The following is a 25,197-nucleotide window of genomic DNA, read 5'->3' as shown; positions in this document are numbered from 1 at the left end:
CGGATCGGTGCGAGGAGGGGCGAGAACGTCAGGGACTACCGGGCCGTGCGGGCGGGGTCCGGACGGCGGGTCGGTCAGTCGAGGTCGCCGACGAGGACCGCCTCGGCCTCGTCGCGCTGCGCCTCCTCGGCGGTCTCCCCGTGGCGGGTGGTGGCAGCGACGGTGCGGGCGCCCACGGCCAGCACCACGACACCGATCGCGACCATGACCGCGCCGAACCAGAACGGCGCGTGGACGTGCGGGGCGGCCTCGGAGCCGAAGAGCCGCAGCGCGACGTAGGGGCCGACGGCGCCACCGGTGAACCGGACGAAGGAGTACGCCGCGGACGCGACCGGCCGCTCGACCGGCGCCGCACCCATCACGGCCTCGGTGATGAGGGTGTTGTTGCTGCCGATGAAGGCACCCGAGGCGACGATCCCGACGATGACGACGGTCGGGTGGTCGGCCCAGATCGCCATCACCGCGAGGTCGGCGGTGAACAGCACGAGCGTGGCCAGGATGGCCGGCACGGTGCCGATCGCCCGCTGCACGAGCGGGGCGACGACCACGGAGACGAGGGCGACCAGCAGGCCCCAGCCGAAGTAGACCCAGCCGATCTCGATGATGCCGAGCTCGGGCAGCGCGAACGGGCCCGCGGCGAGGATGGTGAAGAAGCCGATGTTGTAGAAGATCGCGGTGACCGCGACGATCAGCAGCGGGGTGTGGGTGAGGGCCTTGAACGGGTCCGCGAGTGACGTACGACGCCCCGTCGGCGGGGTGCTCGGCAGGAAGATCGCCGTGCCGACGAGTGCGATCACCATCAGCACCGAGACGCCGAAGAACGGCGCGCGCCAGGACTGCTCGCCCAGGACCCCGCCGATGAGCGGGCCGGAGGCAATGCCGATGCCCAGCGCCGCCTCGAACAGGATGATCGCCTGACCGGTCGAGCCCCGGGCCGACATCACGATGGTGGCCAGCGCGGTGGCGACGAAGAGCGCGTTGCCCAGGCCCCAGCCGGCGCGGAACGCCACGATCGCGCTGACCGAGTCCGAGGCGCCGGCCAGCGCGGCGAACACGATGATGAGCACGAGCCCCGAGAGCAGCGTGCGCTTGGCGCCGATGCGGCTCGAGACGACGCCGGTGACCAGCATCGCGATGCCCATGATCGCCATGTAGCTGGTGAACATCAGCGAGACCTGGCTCGGCGTGGCGTCCAGCTGGGCGGCGATGGACTTCAGGATCGGGTCGACCAGGCCGATGCCCATGAAGGCGATGACGCAGGCGAACGCGACCGCCCAGACGGCGCGTGGTTGCTTCAGCATGACTTCCTCTGCAGGTGGTGGGTGGTCAGGAGACGAGCTCGCGCAGGACCGCCACCGCGGTGGCGAGGTCTTCCGGCGAGAGCCCGGCCGACGCGGTGCGGTCGGCGACGAGGGCGGCGTTGCGCGCGCGCACCTCGGTGAGCTGCGCCCGGCCCGCCTCGTTCAGCGCGACCAGGGTCGAGCGGGCGTCGTCGGGGTGGGGGGAGCGATCGACCCAGCCCTTGTCGGTGAGGCCCTTGACCAGCCCGGTCATCGTCGGCTGGCGGCAGCGGTCGGCCTCGGCGAGCGCGCTCACCGTGGCGGGTCCGAGCTCGTCGAGCAGGCTCAGCACGCGGGTGCTCGCGGCCGGGACGCCGACATCGTTGCGGCGTACGACGCGCACCAGCCGGGCGGTGAGGACCACCAACTCGTTGCTGAGGTCCTGCAGGTCATGGTTGCTCACGACAACTAGTATGCATAGGGAGGCTATCGAGGCGCAACCCTCAAAGGGCGCTATTCACTCCGAGTAGTCATTGTGTGTATAGTCGCGCCATGTCCACCGCCCACGTGCTGCTCGGGGTCCTCGCCGGAGGTCCCGCGCACGGCTACGACCTCAAGCGCGAGCACGATGCCCGGCTGCCCGGCGCCAAGCCGTTGGCCTATGGCCAGGTCTACGCGACGCTGGCGAGGCTCGAGCGCGACGGACAGGTCCAGGTCGCCGCCACCGAGGGCGGGAGCGGTCCCGAACGCACCGTCTACGCCATCTCCGAGGTCGGCGAGGAGGCGCTGCTCGACTGGCTCGCCACCCCCGAGCAGCCCGGCCCGTACGCCGCGGAGGAGCTGGTGCGCAAGACCGTCACCGCGCTGCGCCTGCATCGGGACGCCCGACCGTTCCTGGCCGCCCAGCGCGCGCTGCACCTCGAGCGCATGCGGGCCCTGGTCGCCGAGCAGCGCGCGGCGCCCGACGTCGAGGCGCGGATCGCGCTCGACCACACCATCGTCCACCTCGACGCCGACCTGAGGTGGCTGGACGACGCGGCCGCACGGGTCGCCGACGAGGGGAACGCACTGCGATGACCAGCTCTGCTGCGACAGGCGCCACGGCGCTGCTGCGGGCGCACGCCCTGCGCAAGTCCTTCGGCCGCACCGAGGCCCTGCGCGGCGCCTCGGTCGAGGTCGCCCAGGGCGAGGTGGTGGCCCTGACCGGCCCGTCCGGCAGTGGCAAGTCGACGCTGCTGCTGTGCCTGGCCGGGGTGCTCCGCCCCGAGGCCGGCTCGGTCACCCATGACGGCACACGGCTCGACGACCTGCCCGAGGCGGCGCGAACGCGGCTGCGGCGCCGCGAGTTCGGGCTGGTGCTGCAGTTCGGCCAGCTGGTGCCCGAGCTGAGCGCCGTGCAGAACGTCATGGTCCCGCTGCTGATGGAGCGGCACGGCCGCGCCGCCGCCCGCACCGCCGCGCTGGCGTGGCTGGACCGGCTCGGTGCCGGCGGCCTGGCCGACGCGCTGCCCGGCGACCTCTCGGGCGGGGAGTCCCAGCGGGTCGCGATGGCCCGCGCCCTGGTGACGGGGCCGTCGATCGTCTTCGCCGACGAGCCGACGGGTGCGCTCGACCGGGTCAGCGGCGAGGAGGTCATGGAGGTGCTGGTCTCGACCGCGCGGTCCACCGGTGCCGCGGTGCTGCTGGTGACGCACGACAACCGCGTCGCGGCGTACGCCGATCGCGAGGTCGTGCTGCGCGACGGTGCCGTCGAGGACCCGGCGGCCGTGCGGTGACGACGCTCGCGTTGGTGCTGCTGCTCCAGGGTGGTCGGCTTCGTCCGGCCCTGGTCGCAGCGACAACGGCGGTGGTGACCTCGCTGGCGCTCGTGGTGGTCGCCGTGCTGATGCTGCCTGCCGTTCCCGACGAGCTGCTATTCAACGTGGTTCAGGAACCCGGGCTGCGCTACGGCGCCGCGTTCGGAATGACCCTGCTCGTGGTGCCGCTGCTGCTCCTGCTCCACCAGGCGCTGCGGCTCGGCAACGCCGCGCGCCAGCGTCGTCTGGCTGGCCTGCGGGTCGCGGGGGTCACGGCCGGCGAGGCGCGGCTCCTGGGGGCGGGCGAGGTCGCGGTCCCGGCGCTGGTGGGTTCGCTGCTCGGGGTCGTGGGCTTCCACGTGCTGCGGTCGCTCCTCGGTGGCAATGCCGACGGAGGTCCGTCGCTGGTGATCGGCGACTACGGCTACTCGCTCGCGCTGGTGCCGACCTCGGTCTCCCCGACGTGGTGGATGGTGGTGCTGGTGGTCGTGGGGGTCACCGGCCTCGGGGTCGCGCTCGGCCTTCGCACCGGCTCGGGGGTCACCGACGCGCCCCACGGCGTGACGCGTCGTGGGGCGGCGTACGCGCCCCGTCACTGGGGCGCCTGGGTCCTCGCCGCCCTCGTGCTCCTCACCGTGGTCGCGGACCTGGTCCCGAGCGTCGCCTACGCGGTGCTGGACGGGGTGGGCACGCTCGTGCTCCTCGCGCTCACGGTCCTGGCGTTCGTCAGCACCGGCCCGTGGGTCGCGCACCTCGCCGGTCGCGTGGTGCAGTCCCGCGCGACCACGGTCCCCGCCCTGCTCGCCTCCCGGCGCCTGGTCGTGGATCCCCGGTCGGCAGGGCGCGCCGGCGCGGCGGTCGGAGGGGTCGGCCTGGTGGCAGGCGGGGTCGGGGTGCTGCTCGGGGACCTGGCCGCGACCGGCGGTGCGGACTTCTTCTTCGTCGTCTCCTACGCGCTCGTCGCTCTCGGTCTGGTGGTGAGCCTGGTGGTGGTGAGCCTGACGCTGGCGGTGCACTCCGTGGAGACGTTGACAGATCGTCGCCGTTCCATGGCCTCGCTGCACGCGCTCGGCGTGCCAGCCTCCGAGGTCCGGCGCTCGCAGCGGTGGGAGGGATACCTCGTCGCCGTGCCGATGTCGTTCGGTGGGGCGTTGCTCGGGACGTGGACCCTAGGAGGGTCCGGGCTCCTCGACGTCACGAACGGCCCCCTGCCCCTGCTCCTCGCCGCCGCGTGCGTCCTCGTGACGCCGCTGCTGGCCGCGTGCGCAGTGCGCGCCTCGGTCGCGGTGACCGGCCCCGTGGCGCGTCGGGTCGTCGACCCCGAGCACCTGCGCACCCCTTGAGCCGCCTGATCAAGCTGAGCCCGCCTGCCTAGGCTGGCGCGGTGTTCCTCCTCTTCGGCTTCGGCACCAAGCAGCGCCACCTCGGCCCGGGCGACTCCCGCGCCTGCCCGCGCTGCCACAACACGACACGGTGGGCGCGGATGCGGCAGTACCGCCAGTTCACCCTCTTCTTCGTCCCCGTCGCCCGGTGGAAGCGGCAGGAGCTCGAGGTGTGCGGCATCTGCGGCACCTCGGTCGTCGTCTGAGCGGGACGCCTCGGTCCTCCGGTGCGGCGTGGGGCGACCCTCGCTCCCGGTCAGGTCCTGATCACCCGGACGTCCGGGTGATCAGGAGCGGGCGACACACGGGCGCGGCACCTGGGGTGCACCGGCGACGCTGGTGCAGCAGTGGGTCCGCGGGCCGACGTACGCCGGGCGGCTGCGCCGGGGAGTCGGTCGCTCCGCCGGGGTTGTTGCTCCGACGCCACCCGGCGAGCCCCCCTAGAACGGAGGCCGCCCCGTCCCGCTGACCCGGAACCGACCCCAGGGGTCGCGGTCGGAGAGCCGGGCAGGCGCCTCGCCGTACACCGTGCGCAGCGTGACGCGCGACCCGGACCGGGCGTCGTCCAGGGAGTCGTCGGCCGCGACGCGGCCCCACCAGTGGAAGAGCCCGTCGATGGGCTGGAAGTGACCGCGCAGCCGCACCTGGACGGCGAGGCCGTCGAGGGTCGCCGGGCCGTCGTAGGACTCCTGGGGCTCGTGCGCCACCACGGTGTCGGGGGCTCCCGGCGCGCTCACTCGGCCACCAGCCGCAGCTTGCCCTGGCGGTCGACGACGACGCCGTGCTCGGAGGCGATGCCCTCGAAGGCGTGCCAGACGAACGAGCTGAGGTAGCGCGAGACCGCCGCGCGGCTCATCGTCCGGCGCCGCAGCCACCACTCGCCGGTGGAGAGGCCGAGCCCGACCAGGCCGTGCGCCCACGGCTCCGCGCCGGCGGCGTCGAGGCCGAGGTCGCGCAGCACGTCGCCCAGGGTGCGGGCGATGGTCGCGGCGACCATCTCCTTGCCGTCGGCCAGGGGGTCGTCGGTCGTGGGGTGCTCGACGAGCAGGAAGAACACGTGCGGGTGGGCGGCGATCAGCCGCAGGTAGACCTCGCACCCCTGCTCGACGCGCTCGCGGATCGGGGCGTCGGTCAGCAGCACCGGGAGCAGGCCGTCGATGACCTGCTGCGCGCCCCAGGCGCCGACGGCGCGGTAGAGGTCGTCCTTGTCGGCGAAGTAGCGGTAGAGCACCGGCCGGCTCACCCCGGCCGACGCCGAGACCTGCGCGATCGAGGCCCCCGGCCCGTGCTCGTCGATCGCGGCGACGGCCGCCTCGACCAGCTCGGCGCGTCGCGCCTCGCGGTGCTCGTCCCAGCGGGAGGCGCGGCCGTCCTCGGGGGAGACCAGGTCCTTGACCCCGTCCCGCACCCCGGTGCCGACGCGCTTGGCGGTGTCGGTGACGTCCTTGACGCGGCGTGTCATGGTCGTCACAGTAACTCAGTGTTACGGCAAGTAACAGTTACTTCGAGTCAGGAGTCCTGATGAGCCTCTCCGTCCCCGAGCGCCTGTTGAAGTCATCCGCGCGCCACTCCTACGACCCCGAGGTCGACATCGACTGGGACGCTCCGATCGACCCGACGCTGTGGGGGATGCAGCCCGAGCGGACGTCGCTCTACGGCACCGAGCTGTGGGAGGGCCTCACCCAGGAGCAGCGGATCACGCTGTCCAACCACGAGGTCGCCTCGATCGCGAGCGTCGGGCTGTGGTTCGAGCTGATCCTGATGCAGATGATGCTCCGGGACGCGTACGACGACGACCCGACCGCCGCGCACATGCACTACGCGCTGACCGAGGTGGCCGACGAGTGCCGGCACTCGACCATGTTCGGCAAGTCGATCGCCCACCTCGGCGTCCCGGCGTACGGCCCGCCCACATCGGTCCACCGCCTCGGCCGGCTCTTCAACGCGGTGGTGCGCGGGCCCTCGGCGTACGCCTCGATCCTGGTGGCCGAGGAGATCCTCGACACCTGGCAGCGCGAGGTGATGAAGGACGAGCGGGTGCAGCCGGTGACCCGGATGGTGGCCCGGATCCACGTGCTGGAGGAGGCGCGCCACATGACCTTCGCCCGGGACGAGGTACGCCGCCAGGTGGCGGGCCTGTCCGGGCTGGCGCTGCTGAAGCAGCAGGTGCTGACCGCACAGACCTGCTTCATGGTGGCCCGCTCGCTGGTCAACCCCGAGGTCTACCGCTCGGTCGGCATCGACCCGCGGGTGGGGCGTCGCGCGGCGCTCGGCAACCCGCACTACCGCGCCACGATGCAGTGGATGGGGGAGAAGCCGCTGGCGTTCCTGCGCTCGACCGACCTGCTGCCCGCCCACCAGGAGAAGACCTGGCGGGGGTCGCTGCTGCTGGGGTGAGACGGCTCAGCGGCGGTCGGGTGGCTCCGGGGGCAGCGGCTGCGGGTTGAGCTCGGCCAGCACGCGGTCCACGTCGAGGACCATCCAGCGCCGTCCACGTCCCCCGACGATGATGATCGAGGTCTCCTCGGCGGTGGTGGGTCGCTGGTCGTCGTCGCGGACCTCCAGCGGCGTCCCGGTGACCACCGCCTCCAGGACGTCGGCCTGACCGGCCGGCAGCGTCTCGAACAGGTCCTGCAGGTGAGCCTGCACGTGTCGGATGTCCTCGGTGCGTCCCATCGCGGGACTCCTCTCCTCGGGTCGACCGCAGGCCGCAGGCCCGTCCAGGTCAGATCCCGAGACCGTCGCTCCACTGTGCGCCCGAACGCCGCGCCGCACCAGCCCCCGAGGGCGGGGGCTAGCGTGGGGACCCCGGCCGACGACCACCCGAGGGACGATCCGCATGCCCCGCATGACACCGAGCACGGTCCGGCTGCACGGCCACGACCTGTCGTACGTCGACAGCGGCACCGGCCCCGTCGTGCTGTTCATCCACGGGATCCTGGGCTCGCAGCGCCAGTGGGAGCACCTCGTCGACCGGATGGACGACGACCACCGGGTGCTGCTGCCGGACCTGTTCGGCCACGGTGACTCGGCCAAGCCGATGGGCGACTACTCGCTGAGCTCGCACGCCGCGACCCTGCGCGACCTCCTCGACCGCCTCGGCGTCGACCGGGTGACGCTCGTGGGGCACTCGCTGGGCGGCGGCATCGCGATGCAGTTCTTCTACCTCTTCCCCGAGCGGGTCGAGCGACTCGTGCTGGTCTCCAGCGGGGGACTGGGCCGCGAGGTCAACCTGGTGCTCCGCGCCGCCACCCTGCCCGGTGCGGCGCAGGTGCTCGGCGTCGTCGCCTCCGCGCCCGTCCTGTCCCGCGTCGAGGCGCTCGGCCGCGGGGCCCAGAGGGTCGGGTGGAAGCCCGGCGCCGACGTCGCCGCCATCTGGCGTGGGTTCAGCACCCTCGGCGATCGGGGGAGCAGGGCTGCGTTCCTCTCCACCACGCGCGCCGTCATCGACTTCGGGGGCCAGAGCATCAGCGCCCACGACCACCTCGAGGACGCACCCCCGATCCCGACGCTGATCGTGTGGGGCACCAAGGACCACATGATCCCGGCCGCCCACGCCGTCGCCGCCCAAGAAGCGGTGCCCGACTGCCAGGTCGAGCTGTTCGAGGGCGCCGGCCACTTCCCGCACCTCGACGACCCCGACCGGTTCGCCCGGGTGCTGCGGGGGTTCGTTGCTGGTGGGCGGGCGTAGGCGCACTTCGCCCAGAATGGGGTACGCCTGAGCCGCGGCCCCCGCCCAGGATGGGGCGGCCTCGTAAATCCTCCCGCATCCGCGCGACCAGCTGTAAACGTCCGATCAACACAGGGCCGTGACAGTGCCGGACGACCTAGTTCACGGTTGGTACGGCACGTCATTGCCTGGCGACGGAGTAGTGGACTTTCGGTACGGGCCCGTGAGGGGTTGAACGCAGCCCACGTTGACGACCTGGCCAGCGCCCCGTCAGGCAGACTCCAGACATGCACTCAGACCGCTACGCGACTCCAAGCTTTCAGGGATTGCGTACGACCCTGCGTCCGCCCCGGGCCGTGGTGGTATTCAAGGGCGACGGGGACTGGCTTAGCCACGCAGCCCAAGCGATCTACGAATGCGGCCGTGTATGGGGCGGCAGCGGATTCATCCTTATCCCCCACCACAACGGCAGTGTTCTACCGGCACTCGTCAGGCTTGCTGCCGCGTTCGACCCCGACTACGTGTTGAATGCCCAAACGACGATCGGTCAGCATGAGGCCATTTACCCCGGCGACTTGAGGGTGAACAGGGACAACGGCGAGATGATGGTCGGGGAGCAACGGACCAACGCTTTGCGCCACTCGTTCGAGACGAGGATTCCCGACCCGGCCGCGCGGGCCGCTAGGGACCTCATCGCAAATGCGTGCACTCCACACCGCTACATGATCCCGCAACCCGACGGGAGCGAGGAGGCGCATGAGCAACTGCACGTCCTGAGCTTGAGTGACGACCGGTTCGGCGGCCACCAACCCCTCTCGCGTGCGCCGGTCGCGATGGGGGGAGAAACTCGCCTCGCCGCCGGCGTCCCGGGCGATATACAGGGGCTATGGGGGCTCGCGGCAGCCGTCCACTTCGGCCTTTGCGAACCTCCCGCCCTCCCCTTTGCCGACGCATCACCAGTCTCGTTCGAGGTTGCTAAGTCCGTCATGCGCCGGGCTCTTCCCTCTCGGCGACGCTCAGTTACGTTCAGCAGCGAGGGTGCGGCCTGGAACTCGGCATGGGCTATGAGCGAGTCCGGCACAGTACGGGTCCAGCCATGGCAGGCGAGCCGAAAACATAACCTCGTGGTCGTCGGCCGGTCCGCGGACGACTTCGCTCTAGCGCAGGGTTGGCATGTGCAGTTCGGCAACTCCTACTGGATCCCAGAACAGCCACCGATCGCCAAGAAGGTGGCCGACCAGCTGCTCTGGGGCCTGGGCCAAGACATGCTGTCGGAGACGGAGTACCGCGACCGCAAAGCCGTTCTCACAAGCGCAACACTGGACGAGAAGCAGCTCCAGGCCATCGCAGACGGCTGGGTCGAAAAGCGTGTGCGAGTTTTTACTTCCTGGGTCGACGACGATGGCGAGACCGTCACAGATCAAGAAGACGAGAAAGACCCCCCGGCTCCGCGCGTGATGAGCCCTGACGGTCTCGACTTCACTGAAGGGGGGGTTCTGGTCGTCCGCGATCAGTACGACGTTCCGCTCGCACTCCCGGCAACTACCGACGAACACGGACAGATCGAGCTGCTAGTCGATCTTCCTCCGTTAGCGCCGGCCCATCCGGACCTCGACTCCATCTCGGAGGTTACGTGGCAAATCGACGTCGACACCGCAGACTTCAAAGGTCCGCGGATGCGGGGCACGCCGCCCCACATCCTCCAGCACGGCGAAAACGCCCGGGAGTTTTTCGTGCGGTCGTCACGCAACGGGCTCTCCTGCTACTCGGCGAGTTGGGGCCTCATCCTGGCCGGATCAACACGCACCCAAGCGATGGCCAAACCTCGGCTGCAATTTCCGAGCGTCATTACCTGGACTGGCGCAATGGCCGCCGCCAACGGCTTCTCTACACGTTTTTCTCCGGCCGGTCAGCGAGTGGAAATTCTGCGTAGACTGTGGGGCGGTCGCCTCGATCTGATGCGAGCCTGGTCAGGCCCATTGCGTCCAGTGCTTTTGGCCTTTCACACGAATAAGAAGCGGACCTCCGACGCATTCCCTGCGCATGACGGAGTAGTGCTGCAAACCCCCGACGCCTACTTGTCCTTCGCCGGTATGGCACGGCTTTACGGCGCAGTTGACCAAGCGATCGCTGTCGAGCTGAGGGGGCAGGTCGACCACTTGTGCGCTCTCGGGGTTCTGCGTCGCGGGCTCATTCTGCGCTGTGGCTCATGCTTAGTATTCAACTTCATAACGGTAGATGACCTTCGCTCCACCAACGCGTGCCATCGGTGCGGTGCTGCGAACCCGATGTCCCACGAAAGATGGGGGATCCCGCTCGACGAACCAACCTGGTGGTACGACCTTCATCCAGCAGCGCGAGAACTACTCGCGGCAGACGCGGGCGTGGGCCTCCTTGCAGCCGACTACCTGCGCCGGAAGGGCCGAGCCTACGACGATGTAAGCGAGCTGGAGTTCCTTCGCGGGAACGATCCGGTAGCCGAGGCCGACTTACTTGCTGTCGTGGACGGACGCATAATTCTTGGCGAAGCGAAGGCGACTCCGAAGCTCGGTACCCGAAGCGAGCGCGCGGCCAAGGCAAGGAAGCTAGCGACGATCGCTACTGCCGTCAGGGCTGATGAACTACTGCTTTGCACTACCTCGGCGTCGGAATGGTCGACTGCTGACATTGCAGCGATCACCGACGCGCTTGGCGGGGCAATTCCCAATGTGGCAATGCGACCGCTAATCCGAACCATTACTAGGCTGGGCTCAACTCCGGTTGAGGGCTGAGCGCTCGGGTCACAGGCGTGACTCTGCCCGTTGCACGATACGCAGGAGCAGATCGGCCAGCTGGATCACTTCTGCAACTTCCACCGGATCATCGAAAAGAACCGCTCTGTGGCTGGCGGGGTTCTTGTAGGCTCCGATGGCACCGGCGAAGAGATCAGCGGTCGCCTGCTGCTCACCACCTTCGGCTCCGGGGTCGCGAAGCGCACCATCCCTCGGGTTGAAGGCTTTTCGCATGAGGTTCACCCCCAGGGACTCCTTCGGTAGTCCAGCAACCCGCCTTACCTCAACCTCGACGGCTTTCATCGCCGCGAACGACGCGGTTTCGTAGTCTCCGAGGGCGAAATTAGATCGAGCCGAGGATAAGGCGGGATGCAGATCTCCGGCGAGTCGATCGGCGGCCCACACCTTCGCGACAGCGTTCGGGTCGGCTGCAACTTCCGCGCCGGCTCTAGTCACGCGATGCCACCCACCGGGTGGATTCTGCGCCGACGGACCAACCAGCGCATGAGACTCCAACCACGACCAAGCATCGGACAGTCGCGCGAGCATGGGGTCCAAGTCCGGCGGTGGTGGAGTTCCATAGGGCTCGCGTTGTTTGAAACCCTGGACGATGTTGTTGAAGTTGGGCTCGCTGCTCAGCGACTGCAGCAGCCGCAAGCTCAAATTGGGCAATGGGAGATTGCGAACGTCCTCGTAAGCGAGTTGCATGGGGACCACGGTAGGCGAACGACTGACCAAGTCGCCGAGCATCACGACCGAGCACGAGGCAACCTGGACCGCCACGGTGTCCACTTCCTTACCGCCTACGTCGCAGGCGTCTGACCCATTCGGGGAGCTACCCCGCCTTGACTCGCCCTTTGAATGTGAGGCTAGGCGTATTACGGCAGCCGCTGGACGCTGTCCACAGGCTCATCAGAAGACCGCTACGCAGCAGGTGCGCCTAGGGTCATGACATGAACGATGGCCATCCGCGCTCCATGGGACGCCCCGGACGAGAACCGTTCCCGTTGGACGCAGCGACAACCCAAGAATGGAGCCAACTTGCCCTGTCTGCGCGGTGGAGTGGGCGGTGCTTGGAGCTTGTCGGCGACCCGGCGCCTCTCAGTCAACTGGCACTACTTAATGCGGACTATCCCTACGAGTTAGCGTCAGACTGGGTTCGTGGGTACCTAGACGCCGCTCTGGAGCACCTGCTGTATTGGGCGAATGTCACCGCTCCTCTGGTGGTGCATGCGGATGAACCCGTCGACCATGACTTCCGGCCGGTTCAGACCCTCTCTAGAGCCGCAGTGGAATCTGCTGCGCAGGCCGTTTGGATACTCGGCGGGAACTCGAGAGAAGAAGCGGCCAGGCGTCATCTCTGCCTGATTCGGTGGGATATTTCCGAGCAGCGAAAAAGCCTGCCAGTAGAGCACAAGCACAAGATGACGGCTGTTGACGACGCGCTTCTTGCCCGGGTCTCCGCTCGTTGGACGGCCGAGCAGTTGCGCCCACCGACCTATCTGGACGTGATTCGCTCCTCCTGCCGAACAATCAAACGCGATCCCGCCGAGGCAGAGGCACTCTGGCGGGCCTCGGCAGGATCGGCGCATGGAAAACGCTGGCCGTCTCTTGCTCTGCGCAATTACACCGTGGGCGAGGAATACCAGCCAGGTCAGCACCGAACACAAGCGATCCCAGACCCGGAGGCCATGACCGCGGTGCTGAAGCTCGCAGACGGGTTCGTGACGTGGGGCGTGCAGAAGTTCCTGGAATGGTCGGGCGCTGACTACCCTACGGTCCACGCCCAGGTGCACGAATGGCTTGCGGGAATTATTCCCCTCAAGGAAGAGTCGCAACGAGGGGAGCTTGTATCGGAGAATCCGTTCGCTTCGCGAGACGAGGCGCCGTCGTGAAGGTGCCACCGGTCGACGTGTAGAACCGCCGTGGTACCGGCCTGCCGAGGCGGGTCTGTGTAGTCAGGCGTTCTCGTGCCATCCGACGCGCGCCACGACGCCCGACCGAGACCGACTATCTCGAGGCGATCGCCAGCTAGCACCTGCGTTAGCAGCGCGTCTTGCCGCCGCCCGTCGGCACCAGTCGCAGGCCGAGGCGCCTTCAAGCGCCCGGTCCGCGCGCTGATCAGCGGGCAGATTCGACGGCACTGACGGGCGCTCGCGCTGACGGCGCCAATCTCGGCGTTGCTAGATTTGACGATATGAGCATCGCCAACAGGTGGCGCGTATACGTTCCACCGCCGCCTGCCCGCTGTTGTCGCCACTAGGCGGGGACTTTAATCCTCAACTCGAGCGAACGCCTCTTGTAGCTGATCCTCGGGCCAGGCGGCGTCGAGGAGTGGGCACGAGTAATGCGGGCCTAGGCGCTCGAGTTTTACATCGATAAAGAAGGACTTAGCTGCGCCGTGCAGCGCTTCGGGGATGAACAGAAACGCCACATCACTCGGCTTGAACGTCAGCCCGCCGGGAACGCGCCACTCGCGTTCCCACTCGTAGCGACTGAACAATGCGGACTCTGATGCAAGGTCCACAAAGGGCGTCGCGCGCCAGAGCTCGGCGTCAGTGTCCCGCAAGGCCCCCTGCTCTGCAGTTATTTTTCGCCAAAACTCGGCAAGTAGCGACGGCTCGTTCACGTACCAGACCCGCGCCCCACCTTTTTCAATCAAGACTGTCTGCTTGAAGCCAATTCCGTACTCACTACGATGCTCGACCACTCGCGCGAGCTGATCTAAGGGAACCTCGGACAGGCACACGGATTTTTGCGCACTTCCTAGAAAATCGAGTTCCGCCGCCACGCCGAATGGCCCGCTCGGCTTAAGGTAGCCCTGAGACAGGATCGACATCATCGACATATAGCCGTCGGTACCCCCCGCGCCGTCCTTTGTGAAATGCACGGCGTACTCTGACATGTCGCGCCATCCGGCGTGCCCACGGTAGCCCAGCAAGCTCGCTCCAGCCTTGAGAATGTTGGCGCAAAGCCGACCGTCCGACTATAGCGGATCTGGACGGGCCTGCGGGCCTTCTGTGTCGTGCGCATGCATCGATTCGCCGGCGCTGGACGCCAGAATATTCGGATCGCCGATGGCCGACCAACAGCATCAAGCCGAGCAGTAGTCGCCCCGGCGGAGGCCTACCGCGCACTGCGGCACGCGAGCCCCAGGATGGGCCGACCGGGCGCTGAGCCCCGACTAATCTCCAGCGCACGGAGAGACGTTGACCCCGGTAACACCGGTGAGAACGGCCGCACGGCCGACGGTAGTGACGACAACTGGATGCTTCCGCATGGAACTACACCGCGACGCCGCGACGTTCTATGCGGAAGCGGTTGAGGCCGAGGATGCAGAGGAGTTCGACCGGAGGGACAGGTGCGCACGAGCCGCAATCGTGTCCTCGGCTTTGGAGGGCCAGTTGAAGATGGCTGCCGCCGGGCATGCGGAGGCGCGTCGCGAGCGCCTAGAGCCGATTGTCCATGACACGCTGCGCCAGCAGGAACGGCCATGGATGAGCACGGCAGGGTTGTCACGCGACCTCGCCTCACGTCCCTGAAGACTCGTATCAGCTTCCTCGCGGCGTTCCTGTCTGGCAGGAACTGGACCGCGGTGGACGGTTGTGGCGGGACTTGCTGAAAGCCACCGAACTGCGCGACCGCTGCGTGCACCCAAAAACGTCCCTTCCCGCACGAGACCAGGCCCACTGAGGCCGCGCATGTCATCGACACAGTCGGTGCAGTACTGCGGGAGATTAGTCGCCTGACGGACCTGAAACCGCAGACTTGGGGGACCGACGTTGGGAATATACTGGAGTAGCTAGATAGGGCTCAGTCGGCCACCAGGTTCGCCGGGAAGCCCGCCGCCGACCTGCTAACGCGTTCGACCGCGGCCCTCGCTAGCGACCTGAAGCCAACCGGATCTGCGCGATGCGGGTTGTCGAGATGGGCGTCCTGCCGCCGCGGAACGGCGTCGGATCACCTCCGAGCGTCGCTTCTCGTTGCGTACCAGCATTGGCTTAAACGGATCGGTAGCCCTGAAGGTGTCTGAGCTCTGTGAATCTGTCCGTGATGAGCGCAAGCAGGTCGGCGCCTGAACGAAGCATGGCGAGCTCTTGCACCGTTAGCACAACAATCCGCGTGCCTTTAGCGAGCTGTCGGCGCACCTCCTCGTGACCACCACTCTGAACGTCACCCGAGAGTCCAGCCTTCGTAATCAACACACCATCGCGCCCTCCGCTGTTCCGGATCTTTTCTCCAAACCAGGCAACCTCGTTGGGGCTGGTCTTGGATCCTTCGTTCTTGCACTCGACGGGAACATCTCGGTCGTCGAAGGGCATCCCAGCTGGCTCTCGCGCGTGGCGGAGCCAAACGTCTTTTTCCTCTGTGCGCCCGATGTTGAATCGATTGGGATCGACCGTTTCAACGCCGGAAAGATCCTCCACCAAGAAGTGGACCAAGTCTGCAGCCGCTGGCCTCGCGCGGTCGTGCTTCCGGCAGCCTCGAGCGATCCGATCAAACTGGCAAGCGTGGCGCGGTCGTAGCTCATTTGGCGTGCGCCACGAGGTTGCGTCCTCGCATTAGAAGGGCAACGACCTCTTCGCGCGGCATACGTTCCAGAGTGTCTATCCCAAGCAGTGCAATCGCGGTCCCTTCAGTGCTGTGCCATTCGACCTCATGAAGACCCGGAACCACTACAAGACCCAACGAGATTTGGCCCCTAATCATGTACGTGCGCAATCCGGCGATGGCGCGACCGTGTCCACGACCGGTCAGGTCGCGGGCCTTCACCTCGACCAACACGGGGTTGGCCCAGTTCGGTAGATCCTCGACCCAAGCGGCGAGGTCTGGCACTCCGACGGCATTGCCAGGCCCCTGAGGCACGACCGACTCAGCGATGGGCGCAAGCGCAGTCGCGACGCGTCGTTCCGCTTCATCTGCAAAGGGACGTCGATTCTCTTCCGACCCCACGTGGGGGACCGTGTCCACCCGTGGGGACTTGACCATGAACAGATCGTGCAAGCGGGCGGCCAGTGACTGACTGGGGGCCTCCGCTGGATCCCAACGGACTTGGAAGATCGAGCGGAGGTCAGTCGGCAACTCGTACGGAGGATCGTTCTTGTCAACTAGTTGGAGGACCACCACGGGCAACCCCGCGCCGGCAGCCATACCGATCTCGAATGCCACATTCGAGGTGAGGCCTCGACTTGAGACAACCGCGAGTGCGCCGCTCGAACGCGAAAGGAGATCGACAGCCGCTTCACCGATGACACCCGCATTGTCGCTACTGCCGAAACCGCCAGGTCTGAGACCGGCAGCCCTCAGGAGTCGTTGTGCATTCACGAGGTCCTGCTCCGACGCAGCCGCGACGAAGATCTGCCTGGCGTCAGATTCGCTCATGCAGTCATTATCCGCGACCGGCTCAGTCGATGCCGGGCCATGCCAGGCCGCGTCCTGGGGACGAGGTCCCTTCGGCGGCGCCTCGCCGTAGATCCGCATAGCTCGGCACCTGCGTCATTCCGCCGCGTGCTGGACGCTATGCCAGACGAGCGTCTGCGTCGCTACTCCTTGAGATGGCCGCATGAGTTGCTCAACACCCCTGCCCCGGAATCTCCGTCGGACGGGTCTTGTGGGACGCGCACGCTCACGATACTGCCTCAGCAATGGCCCGTGTCCCGCCGAGGGTTCTTCAATCGGGACGGCGAGTCGCGGGTCGACTGGAGCGCTCGGACGTGACTGTGAGGCTTACGCGCGGCGTAGTGACGCGGAGGGCGAGGTGCCCTGGGTGTCGCGCTAGTAGCTCGCAAACCCTGTCGGGTTGGCGAACCCGAACTGGCATCCTCGTGGCCCGGGGCGCGGAGGACTCGATCGGATGACGTGAGGCGCCGTATGTTCGCGCCGGTTACTCACTTCGATGTCCGATCACGCAGCCGCGTAGACGTTCCGGCAGCCATGCCCCGCGACTTGGGCGTCTGGTAAACGGGAACGACGGTCAGCGGCGCCTTTCGGCTCACCCATCCGGAGAACAGGGACGAGCACAGTCCAACACCCGGATCGCAAGCGCTCTGGGAGACACTACCCACCGAGCCCAACGAGCCGGTCGACGCGCTCGGCGTCCTCACCCAGGATCTCGCTGCCCGAATGGGGTCGACGGCGACGAACATGTCCCACAACACCATCCGCTTCCGGGGATTGGTCGTTACGCGTCGATACGCCCATGGGTCGTCGCTGCATGTGTTTCGCTACGCGGGACGGGGGCAACGGTCGCTTTCGCGGCCCAGCAGTGAGTTGACCTGCCGCGCTCCTCAAACCTGGCCCGCGCCCCGGTGCTTGGGAGCGCGTCTTCCGACTGGCCTTGACGATGGTCTGTGAGACCAATAGGTTTGCAGTACAAACTTGATGGGAGGTGTGACATGAGGTTGTCTGCCAAAGCCGACCGCCTGCCGCTGGAGACCGTGGTGCGGGAGTACGAGAGCCTCAAGGGTCTATTGCTGTTGCCGACCGGTCTGGGGTTGGCCCTGGGTGCCGGTTTGGCCTCCGCCCTGCTCTGGAGTGGCCGCGAGTCGGGCATGGTGGCTCCGTTTGCGTGCCTCGTCGGCCTCGTGATCCAGGGGGTGGGGACGTGGTGGGTCGCCAGGTGGTACGACGATCACTTGGGGTCCGCGCGCGCAGACCGGCGCGACATGGTTCTTCCGGGCGTCGGGGCGGCCCTGTGCTTGCCGTTGATCCTCGTGAGCATTGGCCACGACTTCTTCTCCGGGTGGCCGGTGCTCCTCGCCCCGCCAGTGCTGGCCGGACTCATCCTGCTGCTCCTGAGGCACCAACTGCGACGCAGTGGCCTCACGAGAGGCCATCTAGTGGCCTGTGGGTTGCTGGGATTGAGCGGCTTACTACCCGCCGTGGTGCCCGTCGCCAATGGGCACCGCATCACATCGACATTCTTCGCCACCGGGCTCGCCGTCATCGTGATTGGTCTGCTCGACCACCGTCGGCTCCTGGCTTCGGTGGGCGGGTCTGGGAGACAGGGGGTGTGACCGTGCCGGAGCCCACCCCGGCGCAGACGGACCTGCCCGCAATCGACAAGGTCGTACACGAACCGGCTCGGATGGCGATCCTGTCGGTGCTGGACGCCGTAGCCGAGGCCGACTTCACCTTTTTAGAGACGATGCTCGGGCTCAGTAAGGGGAACCTCTCCAGCCACCTGACCCGCCTGGAAGTCGCCGGGTTGATCACGGTGAAGAAGTCCTTCCGCGGGCGCAGACAGCGCACGACCGTATGCATCACTGCTCAAGGGCGGCGCGCACGCAAGGAGCACTGGGAGCAGCTGGAGAGGTTGCACGACCTCATGCGCGATTGAGAGGGGCAACGCCCCAACTCTCTGCGTGGGCAGCTTCGCTTGCTGTAGGAACCGTCCGCCCGACTCCCTGTGACCGGCGAGCAAAGGCGTCGACCATCGGCACAGGACGTACAACAACCGGCGTCTGGGTCGTCACATCCGGCCGGTCGCCCACGTCCGGCTCTGGGCGGTCGCAGTCGTTCCCTTCGTGTCCCGCTGACCGATCCGCTATCGGAGCGGTTGTCCCGCATCTGGCACCCAACTAACGCCAGCCTTCCTCGCACGGAGCGCGGCGCGGGAGACTCCAGGGGTTCGTCCGTGGGAGGGTCGCCGTCTCCCCACGCCGTTGGCGACGTGGCTGAGCCTCTGCAGATCGGAACCAGCGATCCGACTGCCGCAGCGCTGACGCTCGGCGCGCTCGGCACACAGGCCCAGCGACTACCGTGGACTGACACTGCCGGTCTCTGCTCGAAGGTCTACGAGCCGGTCGTGCCTGATCGGCCACCGACGCTGAAAGGGCCCCGCGACCGTGTCCGCCCGACCGCGCCGCCAAACGGGCTCAACGCCGGCCTCTCAGCCGGGTCCATAACAGCCGCCGCCGGCCGTCGGATCTGCACACGATCTCCACACGACGTCGACCGTTGGGGCGGCTGCTGGCCGAGGCCAAGGACCCAGCGGCCGAACAGGCCGCCCTCGAGGCCCGTCAACCTACCGGCCGTCTGGTCGCCGCCGCCGAGGTGGCCGAGGCCATCGCCTACCTCGCAGGCCCCGGGTCGGCCTCGGTCACGGGAGTGGCTCTCGCTGTCGATGGGGGAATGTCCGGGTTGCGGGTCGGCTCAGGAGCGTGACGGCAGGGCGTGTCGAGGGCACCTCATCGCACCAAGGTGCTCCCTAACCGCACAGCCCCGTGGTTCGCAGTCTCTGCACCAGTGGACACGCGCGGAAGTGCGCTAGGTGCCCCCTGTCCTTCGCCGGAAGACGATGGGCTCGCGGAGCAACCCGGCGCGGGATCCCGTTTCGGGACTGGCAGTCCAACGTGCGTCAATCCGCCGCCTGCTGGCGTAACTTGAAAGCATTCGCTCACCCCGGAATATCGGCCTACCGCATCGTTTTGTATGTGGCCGTGGGCCTGCTGCAGCAAGCGGCCCGGGCTAGCGTTGGGGCGTTCAGTGCCCCGTCATGCCGGCAACGAACGCACCGCGTCATGCAGGAGTCACCACCGACGACGACGACCAGTCACTTGACCCTTTTCGCGACTGCGGGCTTGCTCGGCTTACTCGATAGTTCCTGAGGGGCACTTCGACGGCCTCCCGCTGCAAGACCCCTCGGGTCCAGTTCAAGGGGCCGTCGCCGTTGAGCAATCTGCCGCTCAAGTTGGCGTGCCTGTCGGGGACTCGACGATCTCGCGCAGCGTGGCGAGGTGCCGGTCGAAAGCGGCGCGCCCGGCTGACGTGAGTTCCAACCAGGTGCGGGGCCACTTGCCGACGTGACCTTTACGGATGGCGATGTAGCCAGCCTGTTCGAGGGTCGAGGCCTGGCGCGACAGGACTGAGTCGCTGATCTGCAGGGTGTCGCGGAGGAACCGGAACTCCAGCTCATCGGCCTGGGCCAGGCCGGCGAGAATGGAGAAGCGCACAGGCTGGTGGACCAAGTCGTCAAGGCGCGCCCGGGGGTGGGCGGTCACGTGGTGCGCCGAAGACGCTCGGCCCACAGCAGGCTCGGCACAGCGCCCACAACGCCTCCCAGGGCGAAGGCGTAGCCGATGCTGCCGTCGAGCAAGATCCCCAGGACGAAGAGCGCGGCGACGCCCCACGCTGCAAGCGTCCACTCCACCCACTTCGGAGTGCTCCGCTTCCGCACCTGGCGGTACCGACGCCAGTAAGGGATATGGGTGGCGACCATGACGCCGACCAGGAGCACCCACGCCACCGTCAGTGCCACCGCTGCGCCGCCGCTGCCGGCGTTGCCAGTGATGTCGAAGATCAGCCCGGCGAGCACGAACACGAGACCGGTCGCAAAGTACAGCGGGTGCTCCTGTGGGGCCCGTGCCCGCACCGCGGACTCGACCCCACTAGCTCCTTGCAGCATGGCTGCCGCATCCTGCCTGATGGGTTCCATCGCCCGCCCGCCTCTCGGTGTAAGTAGTTTACGAACAAGAAACTACTTGTTGGACGCGCTGTCAACGGGTCTTGTCCTCATCGGGCTGCGAACAGCACGCTGGGCCTGACTCCGATGTGCGTCACACCGCCGCTTGCAGGACGCACTCTGCCGAGATCCGAAGGTTCGGTGCGCAGATCAACGGCCCCATGCCACCCTGTGCCGGTGAACGCAGGCACGGAGTGGCGACGAGGGCATGGTGTCACCACGACGGCAGCTGTCGAGGGGTTCCCGGGCGGCCAGCCGTGCGGATAGTCGCGCTGCTGATCGTCGCGCTGCTGACCTCGGGTTGCGCGGCGGCCGAGCCGACGGCGTCCGAGGCACCCACCGCACCGACGCGATCCCCGTCCCCAGAACCGGTCGCGACGCAGACCGCCGAGGCGCCGACCCCCGCGAGGACGAAGGCTGCTGTCGAGCGCACCGGCGCTGCCGCCCGCGTGCCGCGCCGCGTCATCATCGAGCAGCTGGCCAAGCGCGCCGAGCGCATCGCTGCGTCCATGGCCACCGCCTCGCCCGAGGTGCTGCCCACCGACGTCGACCCCGACTCCAACCGCGGGCTCGGATATCGCTTGATGCTCCAGTTCGGCTTGCCGGCCGATCAGTGGCAGTACCTCGACGCGCTGTGGCAGCGCGAGTCCGGCTGGAACCACCTGGCCGAGAACGCCTCCTCAGGTGCCTATGGCATCCCGCAGTCGCTGCCGGGCTCGAAGATGGCGGACGTCGCTCCCGACTGGCGCACCAACGCAGAGACCCAGATCACCTGGGGGCTGGCCTACATCGCCGCGCGCTACGGCAACCCCCAGGGCGCGTGGGAACACTCGGAGCGCGTCGGCTGGTACTGACGGGGCCCCCGAGCGGTCGGGGCGAGCAGTGCCTGGAGGAGCACCCGTCCGGTCGGATCAACGTGTAGCTCGGTGCTGCGCGACGTCGGGCAGGGCCAGCCTTGTCCACCCACGTTGCACTGCTCCTTGCATGTGTCGCTCTCCCATGAGCCTCTTCGTCACCTGCCCTGTCGAGAGCATCGAGCGCGCGACCGCCTCGTACACCACCCTCGGCTGGACGCTGAATCCCGAGATGTCCGACCACAACGTCTCGTGCTTCGCGATCGCGCCGGAGCACTACCTGATGCTGGGGAGCCGTGAGATGTGCTGCCGTTCCATCACGAGCCAGACGAAGCACGCCTCGCCACCAGCTCACCCTGCCGCCGCGCCCCCGGATCCTGACGACTCGCAGTCCGCTCGACGACGAACCCCGCCTCCGCCAGCAGTACGCCGAGGGCGTCGGCCGACCAGTGGTAGGCGGTCAACACCGTGTGCTCGAAGGGCACGCCGGCCTCGCCGTCGAAGAAGCCCAGCAGCAGCGATCCGCCCGGGGCGAGGACGCGGGCGAGCTCGGACAGGGTCGCCGGCACGCTGGCCGGCGGGGTGTGGATGACCGAGAACCACGCGAGGACACCGCCGACCGACGCGGTGGCGACGGGCAGGGCGGCGAGGTCGGCGACGGCGAGGTGGAGGTGGGGGAAGCGCTGCCGGGCGGACGCCGCGAAGCGGGGCGTCCCGTCGACACCCAGCACCTCGCGTCGGCCACCGTCGGACAGCACGTCGGTCCAGTGACCGGGACCGGAGCCGGCGTCGAGGAGCCGACCGGTGGTGGCGTCGCGCCAGGTCGCGATCGTCGACCGGTCCTGCGGCGCCATCTGCGAGAGCGAGCCGAGCTTCTCGACGTACTCCTCCGCCCGGGCGTCGTACGCCGCGGCGACCTCGGCCCGGGTCATGCTCCGGCCACCCTCACGACGGGCGACCTCAGGTGGCCGCGGCGACCGCGCTGGCCACCAGGACGAGCGGCAGCGAGACGACCGCGCCGAGCGACGTCGCCAGGGTCAGCGTCTTCAGGCTGCCCTTGGTCGACAGGTCGAGCAGGGTCGTGAACATCCAGAAGAAGTTGCTGTTGACGTGGAGCGCGAACATCGCGCCCGAGGCGATCGACAGCGCGATCACGACCGGGTCCACCCCCAGCGACCCGACGATGGGGGAGATGATCCCGGCGGCGGTGATGGCGCCGACGGAGACCGAGCCGATGGCGAAGTGCAGCACGGCGGCGATCAGCCAGGCCAGCAGGATGCTGACCACGACCGGGGCGCTCTCGTCGGCGCTGAAGAGACCCTCGAGCGTCTTGTCCATGCCGCTCGCGGCGATCACGGCGCCGAGCGAGCCGCCCACACCGGTGACCAGCAGGATCTCGCCGGTCGTGTGGAAGCCCGCGGTGAGGACCTTGCCGACCCCGTCCGCGCCTGCGGAGGGCCGGACCAGGAAGAAGGCGATCAGCAGCCCGACGAACAGCGCGATGTTGGCGTCGCCGAGGAAGGTGACGACGGGGTTCGAGACCTCGGCCAGCCCCAGGATCGCGCCGGTGGCGATGAGCACGAGCGGCACCAGGATCGGCAGCAGCCGTACGCCGAGGGGCAGCCTCGACGCCCCCTGGACCACCGGCACCTCCTCGGACTCGTCGCGCGGCCGGCCGTCCTCGAGCACGACGTCCTGGTCGTAGTCGGTCTCGTCGTTCCACAGGCCCCGGGCCAGCAGCAGCCGGAACAGGAACGTCGTGATCAGCGCCGTGGCGAGCCCGATCGGCAGGCCGTAGAGCAGGTAGGTCCCGAGCGGGACGTCGAGCAGGCCGGCGATGGCGACCGCCGCGAGACCGGGCACGACGAAGACGTAGCCGGAGAAGATCCCGATGCCCATCGCGCCCGCCAGCCACGGCAGCCCGTGGCGCTTGTCGACGGCCGGCGCCGACTCCTTGGCCATGGGCGCGGCGAGCACCACCTGCACGTCGACGTAGATCGACGGGAAGATCACCGCGAGGGTGCCCGCCATGGCGTACGGCAGCTTGCCGCCCACCCGGCGGGCGAGGATCGCGACAAGGTCGCTGAAGGTGCCCATCGCGTGCAGCAGCGCGCCGATCAGCACGCCGAAGCCGATCAGCAGGCCGACCTCGGCCATGATGTCGCCGAACCCGCTGGTGATCTCCTCGACGGTGCCGGTGGCGCCCAGCCCGGTGGCGAGCCCGAGGTAGACGCAGGCCAGCAGCAGCGAGATGACCGGGTCGACCTTGAACCGGATGATGAGCAGGATCGCCGCCAGGATGGCGATGCCCGAGTGCACGATCTCCATGGGTGTTCCGTTCCTCGGCGTCGGGGACGTCGCTCCCAGGTGCGCTGGGTGAGCGGGGATGCGGGCCTTTCTACACGGCCACGCTCGGGGGAGGAGCCTGGCGAGCGCGCCGGCCCCGGCGCCGGGCCCGGCGGCGCGGCCCGCGGGCGTGCGAGAGTGCGGGTCGCAGCGGGTGCGACCGGACCCGCCCACGCACCCGACCGAGGAGAACGCGTTGATCTACATCACCGTCAAGAAGAAGCTGAAGCCCGGCACCGCGGACGCCTACCTCGCGGCGAGCCAGGCCTACACCGACGCCACGCGCGCCGAGCCGGGCAACAAGTTCTACGAGCACTACCGCAGCGTCGACGACCCCGACACGATCCTGACGATCGAGGCCTTCGACGACGCGGCCGCCGGCGAGGCCCACGTCGCCTCCGACCACTTCCAGCAGGGGGTGGACGGCGACGCCAAGCAGTACATCGCCGAGCGTCCCGACATCATGTACATCGACGCCGCGGACCGCGACGGCTGGGACAAGATGTCGGAGTTCTGAGCCGGACGGCGGCGCTCGCACGTCGGGGGAAGAAGGGGCGACCGGCGACGGTTGCGAGGACATGAAGAACATCGGCTTCCTGTCGTTCGGCCACTGGAACCCCTCGCCGCACTCGCACGTGCGCTCGGCCTCCGACGTGCTGCTGCAGTCGATCGAGCTCGCGGTGGCGGCCGAGGAGGTGGGCGCGGACGGCGCCTACTTCCGGGTGCACCACTTCGCCCGGCAGCTCGCGTCGCCGTTCCCGCTCCTCGCCGCAGCGGGCGCGCGGACCAGCCGGATCGAGCTCGGCACGGGCGTGATCGACATGCGCTACGAGAACCCGCTCTACATGGCCGAGGACGCCGGGGCCGCCGACCTGATCGCCGGCGGTCGGTTGCAGCTCGGCGTGAGCCGGGGGTCACCGGAGCAGGTGGTCGAGGGCTTCAAGTACTTCGGCCACGACCCGGGCGAGGGCAACGACCACGCCGGCATGGCGCGCGAGCACACCCGGGTGTTCCTCGAGGCGATCGACGGCAAGCGCTTCGCGCAGCCCAATCCGCGACCGATGTTCCCCAACCCGCCCGGGTTGCTCGGCATCGAGCCGCAGTCGCCCGGTCTCCGCGACCGCATCTGGTGGGGCGCGGGCAGCCGCAAGACCGCCGTCTGGGCCGGTGAGCAGGGGATGAACCTGATGAGCTCGACGCTCCTCACCGAGGACGCCGGGGTGCCGTTCCACCAGCTTCAGGCCGAGCAGATCCACCTCTTCCGGGAGGCGTGGCGCGCGGCCGGGCACGAGCGCGAGCCGCGGGTCTCGGTCAGCCGCAGCATCTTCCCGATCGTGGACGCCACCGACCACGCCTACTTCGGCGCCCAGACGCGCAGCGAGGACCAGGTCGGGCACCTCGAGGGTGGCCTGGCCCGCTTCGGCAAGACCTACGCCGGGGAGGTCGACCAGCTCGTCCGGGACCTGGCCGAGGACGAGGCGGTCGCGGCCGCGGACACGCTGCTGCTGACGATCCCCAACCAGCTCGGCGTCGACTACAACGCGCACCTGCTGGACAGCGTCGTGCGGTACGTCGCGCCGGAGCTCGGCTGGCGCTGAGGCGGGCTCAGGCCCGCAGCACCTCCACCCGCGTCTG

The 25,197-nt window shown here is 68.3% G+C and carries 27 protein-coding genes; 15 read left to right on the top strand and 12 right to left on the bottom strand.

Annotated elements, in window-relative coordinates:
- Positions 1-74: 74 nt before the first annotated feature.
- Together EDD33_RS14090 and EDD33_RS14085 are read right to left on the bottom strand one after the other, a co-directional pair.
- On the bottom strand, positions 75-1,301 hold the full coding sequence (locus EDD33_RS14090) for an MFS transporter (protein WP_123391598.1): 1,227 nt from the start codon (positions 1,299-1,301) through the stop codon (positions 75-77).
- 25 nt (positions 1,302-1,326) lie between these two features.
- The gene (locus EDD33_RS14085; RefSeq protein WP_246003521.1) at positions 1,327-1,743 is read right to left on the bottom strand and encodes a MarR family winged helix-turn-helix transcriptional regulator; all 417 of its coding nucleotides are present in this window, start codon (positions 1,741-1,743) and stop codon (positions 1,327-1,329) included.
- 89 nt (positions 1,744-1,832) lie between these two features.
- On the opposite strand from EDD33_RS14085, the gene EDD33_RS14080 reads away from it, so the two are divergent.
- From EDD33_RS14080 to EDD33_RS14065, 4 genes are read left to right on the top strand one after another with little or no spacing between them, the layout of a single operon-like run.
- Positions 1,833-2,357 carry a PadR family transcriptional regulator gene (locus EDD33_RS14080; protein WP_123391595.1) on the top strand — a complete coding sequence of 175 codons (525 nt, stop codon included), beginning with the start codon at positions 1,833-1,835 and terminating at the stop codon, positions 2,355-2,357.
- A complete protein-coding gene (locus tag EDD33_RS14075) occupies positions 2,354-3,055 on the top strand; it encodes an ABC transporter ATP-binding protein (protein ID WP_123391594.1) in 702 nt (233 codons plus the stop codon). The genes EDD33_RS14080 and EDD33_RS14075 overlap by 4 nt, the downstream gene beginning before the upstream one ends.
- 14 nt (positions 3,056-3,069) lie before the next feature.
- Positions 3,070-4,419, top strand: a complete 1,350-nt coding sequence (locus EDD33_RS14070) for a hypothetical protein (protein WP_148077103.1) — start codon at positions 3,070-3,072, stop codon at positions 4,417-4,419.
- A gap of 41 nt (positions 4,420-4,460) precedes the next feature.
- Positions 4,461-4,664 (top strand): zinc-ribbon domain-containing protein, encoded by a 204-nt coding sequence (locus EDD33_RS14065; RefSeq protein WP_123391592.1) that lies wholly within the window; start codon positions 4,461-4,463, stop codon positions 4,662-4,664.
- 234 nt (positions 4,665-4,898) lie between these two features.
- Here the strand turns inward: EDD33_RS14065 and EDD33_RS14060 are convergent, their stop codons facing one another.
- Together EDD33_RS14060 and EDD33_RS14055 are read right to left on the bottom strand one after the other, a co-directional pair.
- Positions 4,899-5,195, bottom strand: coding sequence for a DUF4873 domain-containing protein (locus EDD33_RS14060; protein WP_246003520.1), 297 nt, complete (start codon positions 5,193-5,195; stop codon positions 4,899-4,901).
- A complete protein-coding gene (locus EDD33_RS14055; RefSeq protein ID WP_123391591.1) occupies positions 5,192-5,920 on the bottom strand; it encodes a TetR/AcrR family transcriptional regulator in 729 nt (242 codons plus the stop codon). Before EDD33_RS14055 ends, EDD33_RS14060 begins: the two co-directional genes overlap by 4 nt.
- Before the next feature lie 59 nt (positions 5,921-5,979).
- On the opposite strand from EDD33_RS14055, the gene EDD33_RS14050 reads away from it, so the two are divergent.
- Complete coding sequence (locus EDD33_RS14050) at positions 5,980-6,855, top strand: AurF N-oxygenase family protein (protein ID WP_123391590.1); 876 nt, start codon at positions 5,980-5,982, stop codon at positions 6,853-6,855.
- Positions 6,856-6,861: 6 nt separating this feature from the next.
- Here EDD33_RS14050 and EDD33_RS14045 read toward each other — a convergent pair whose 3' ends face one another.
- Complete coding sequence (locus EDD33_RS14045) at positions 6,862-7,134, bottom strand: hypothetical protein (protein WP_123391588.1); 273 nt, start codon at positions 7,132-7,134, stop codon at positions 6,862-6,864.
- 163 nt (positions 7,135-7,297) lie between these two features.
- Here EDD33_RS14045 and EDD33_RS14040 point away from each other — a divergent pair, with 163 nt between their 5' ends.
- Positions 7,298-8,149, top strand: coding sequence for an alpha/beta fold hydrolase (locus EDD33_RS14040; RefSeq protein ID WP_211332554.1), 852 nt, complete (start codon positions 7,298-7,300; stop codon positions 8,147-8,149).
- Between the two features lie 335 nt (positions 8,150-8,484).
- Positions 8,485-10,899 carry a hypothetical protein gene (locus EDD33_RS14035; protein ID WP_123391587.1) on the top strand — a complete coding sequence of 805 codons (2,415 nt, stop codon included), beginning with the start codon at positions 8,485-8,487 and terminating at the stop codon, positions 10,897-10,899.
- 9 nt (positions 10,900-10,908) lie between these two features.
- Here EDD33_RS14035 and EDD33_RS14030 read toward each other — a convergent pair whose 3' ends face one another.
- The gene (locus EDD33_RS14030) at positions 10,909-11,607 is read right to left on the bottom strand and encodes a TIGR02391 family protein (protein WP_123393449.1); all 699 of its coding nucleotides are present in this window, start codon (positions 11,605-11,607) and stop codon (positions 10,909-10,911) included.
- A 365-nt stretch (positions 11,608-11,972) separates the two neighbouring features.
- Between EDD33_RS14030 and EDD33_RS19815 the strand changes: the two genes are divergently transcribed.
- Complete coding sequence (locus tag EDD33_RS19815) at positions 11,973-12,794, top strand: hypothetical protein (RefSeq protein ID WP_148077102.1); 822 nt, start codon at positions 11,973-11,975, stop codon at positions 12,792-12,794.
- A gap of 377 nt (positions 12,795-13,171) precedes the next feature.
- Here EDD33_RS19815 and EDD33_RS14020 read toward each other — a convergent pair whose 3' ends face one another.
- Positions 13,172-13,804 (bottom strand): hypothetical protein, encoded by a 633-nt coding sequence (locus EDD33_RS14020; protein WP_123391585.1) that lies wholly within the window; start codon positions 13,802-13,804, stop codon positions 13,172-13,174.
- Between the two features lie 1,249 nt (positions 13,805-15,053).
- On the opposite strand from EDD33_RS14020, the gene EDD33_RS19810 reads away from it, so the two are divergent.
- A complete protein-coding gene (locus EDD33_RS19810) occupies positions 15,054-15,425 on the top strand; it encodes a hypothetical protein (protein WP_148077101.1) in 372 nt (123 codons plus the stop codon).
- A gap of 1 nt (position 15,426) precedes the next feature.
- On the opposite strand, the gene EDD33_RS19805 is transcribed toward EDD33_RS19810, so the two are convergent.
- Positions 15,427-16,281, bottom strand: coding sequence for a hypothetical protein (locus EDD33_RS19805; protein ID WP_148077100.1), 855 nt, complete (start codon positions 16,279-16,281; stop codon positions 15,427-15,429).
- Positions 16,282-17,294: 1,013 nt separating this feature from the next.
- Between EDD33_RS19805 and EDD33_RS14010 the strand changes: the two genes are divergently transcribed.
- From EDD33_RS14010 to EDD33_RS14000, 3 genes are all read left to right on the top strand, one after another.
- Positions 17,295-17,915, top strand: a complete 621-nt coding sequence (locus EDD33_RS14010) for a hypothetical protein (protein WP_123391583.1) — start codon at positions 17,295-17,297, stop codon at positions 17,913-17,915.
- Between the two features lie 2 nt (positions 17,916-17,917).
- On the top strand, positions 17,918-18,238 hold the full coding sequence (locus EDD33_RS14005; protein ID WP_211332553.1) for a transcriptional regulator: 321 nt from the start codon (positions 17,918-17,920) through the stop codon (positions 18,236-18,238).
- Positions 18,239-18,858: 620 nt separating this feature from the next.
- Positions 18,859-19,065 carry an SDR family oxidoreductase gene (locus EDD33_RS14000; protein ID WP_246003519.1) on the top strand — a complete coding sequence of 69 codons (207 nt, stop codon included), beginning with the start codon at positions 18,859-18,861 and terminating at the stop codon, positions 19,063-19,065.
- Positions 19,066-19,586: 521 nt separating this feature from the next.
- Here the strand turns inward: EDD33_RS14000 and EDD33_RS13995 are convergent.
- The gene (locus EDD33_RS13995; protein ID WP_123391580.1) at positions 19,587-19,901 is read right to left on the bottom strand and encodes a winged helix-turn-helix domain-containing protein; all 315 of its coding nucleotides are present in this window, start codon (positions 19,899-19,901) and stop codon (positions 19,587-19,589) included.
- On the bottom strand, positions 19,898-20,221 hold the full coding sequence (locus EDD33_RS13990; protein ID WP_148077099.1) for a hypothetical protein: 324 nt from the start codon (positions 20,219-20,221) through the stop codon (positions 19,898-19,900). The genes EDD33_RS13995 and EDD33_RS13990 overlap by 4 nt, the downstream gene beginning before the upstream one ends.
- A gap of 398 nt (positions 20,222-20,619) precedes the next feature.
- On the opposite strand from EDD33_RS13990, the gene EDD33_RS20360 reads away from it, so the two are divergent.
- Positions 20,620-21,216, top strand: a complete 597-nt coding sequence (locus EDD33_RS20360; protein ID WP_211332552.1) for an aggregation-promoting factor C-terminal-like domain-containing protein — start codon at positions 20,620-20,622, stop codon at positions 21,214-21,216.
- A 317-nt stretch (positions 21,217-21,533) separates the two neighbouring features.
- On the opposite strand, the gene EDD33_RS13980 is transcribed toward EDD33_RS20360, so the two are convergent.
- Together EDD33_RS13980 and EDD33_RS13975 are read right to left on the bottom strand one after the other, a co-directional pair.
- Positions 21,534-22,148, bottom strand: coding sequence for a class I SAM-dependent methyltransferase (locus tag EDD33_RS13980; protein ID WP_123391578.1), 615 nt, complete (start codon positions 22,146-22,148; stop codon positions 21,534-21,536).
- Between the two features lie 28 nt (positions 22,149-22,176).
- Positions 22,177-23,544: a GntP family permease gene (locus tag EDD33_RS13975; protein WP_123391577.1), complete on the bottom strand. Its 1,368-nt coding sequence runs from the start codon at positions 23,542-23,544 to the stop codon at positions 22,177-22,179.
- Between the two features lie 214 nt (positions 23,545-23,758).
- On the opposite strand from EDD33_RS13975, the gene EDD33_RS13970 reads away from it, so the two are divergent.
- Both EDD33_RS13970 and EDD33_RS13965 read left to right on the top strand, forming a co-directional pair.
- Positions 23,759-24,079: a putative quinol monooxygenase gene (locus EDD33_RS13970; RefSeq protein ID WP_123393446.1), complete on the top strand. Its 321-nt coding sequence runs from the start codon at positions 23,759-23,761 to the stop codon at positions 24,077-24,079.
- Between the two features lie 61 nt (positions 24,080-24,140).
- Entirely contained in the window at positions 24,141-25,160 is a 1,020-nt protein-coding gene (locus EDD33_RS13965; protein ID WP_123391576.1) for an LLM class flavin-dependent oxidoreductase, read from the top strand.
- Positions 25,161-25,197 lie beyond the last annotated feature (37 nt).

The organism is Nocardioides aurantiacus, assembly GCF_003752505.1.
GTDB lineage: Bacteria > Actinomycetota > Actinomycetes > Propionibacteriales > Nocardioidaceae > Marmoricola > Marmoricola aurantiacus.
The sequence above is the reverse complement of the archived record's forward strand: the minus strand, read 5'-3'. Positions and strand labels throughout refer to the sequence as shown.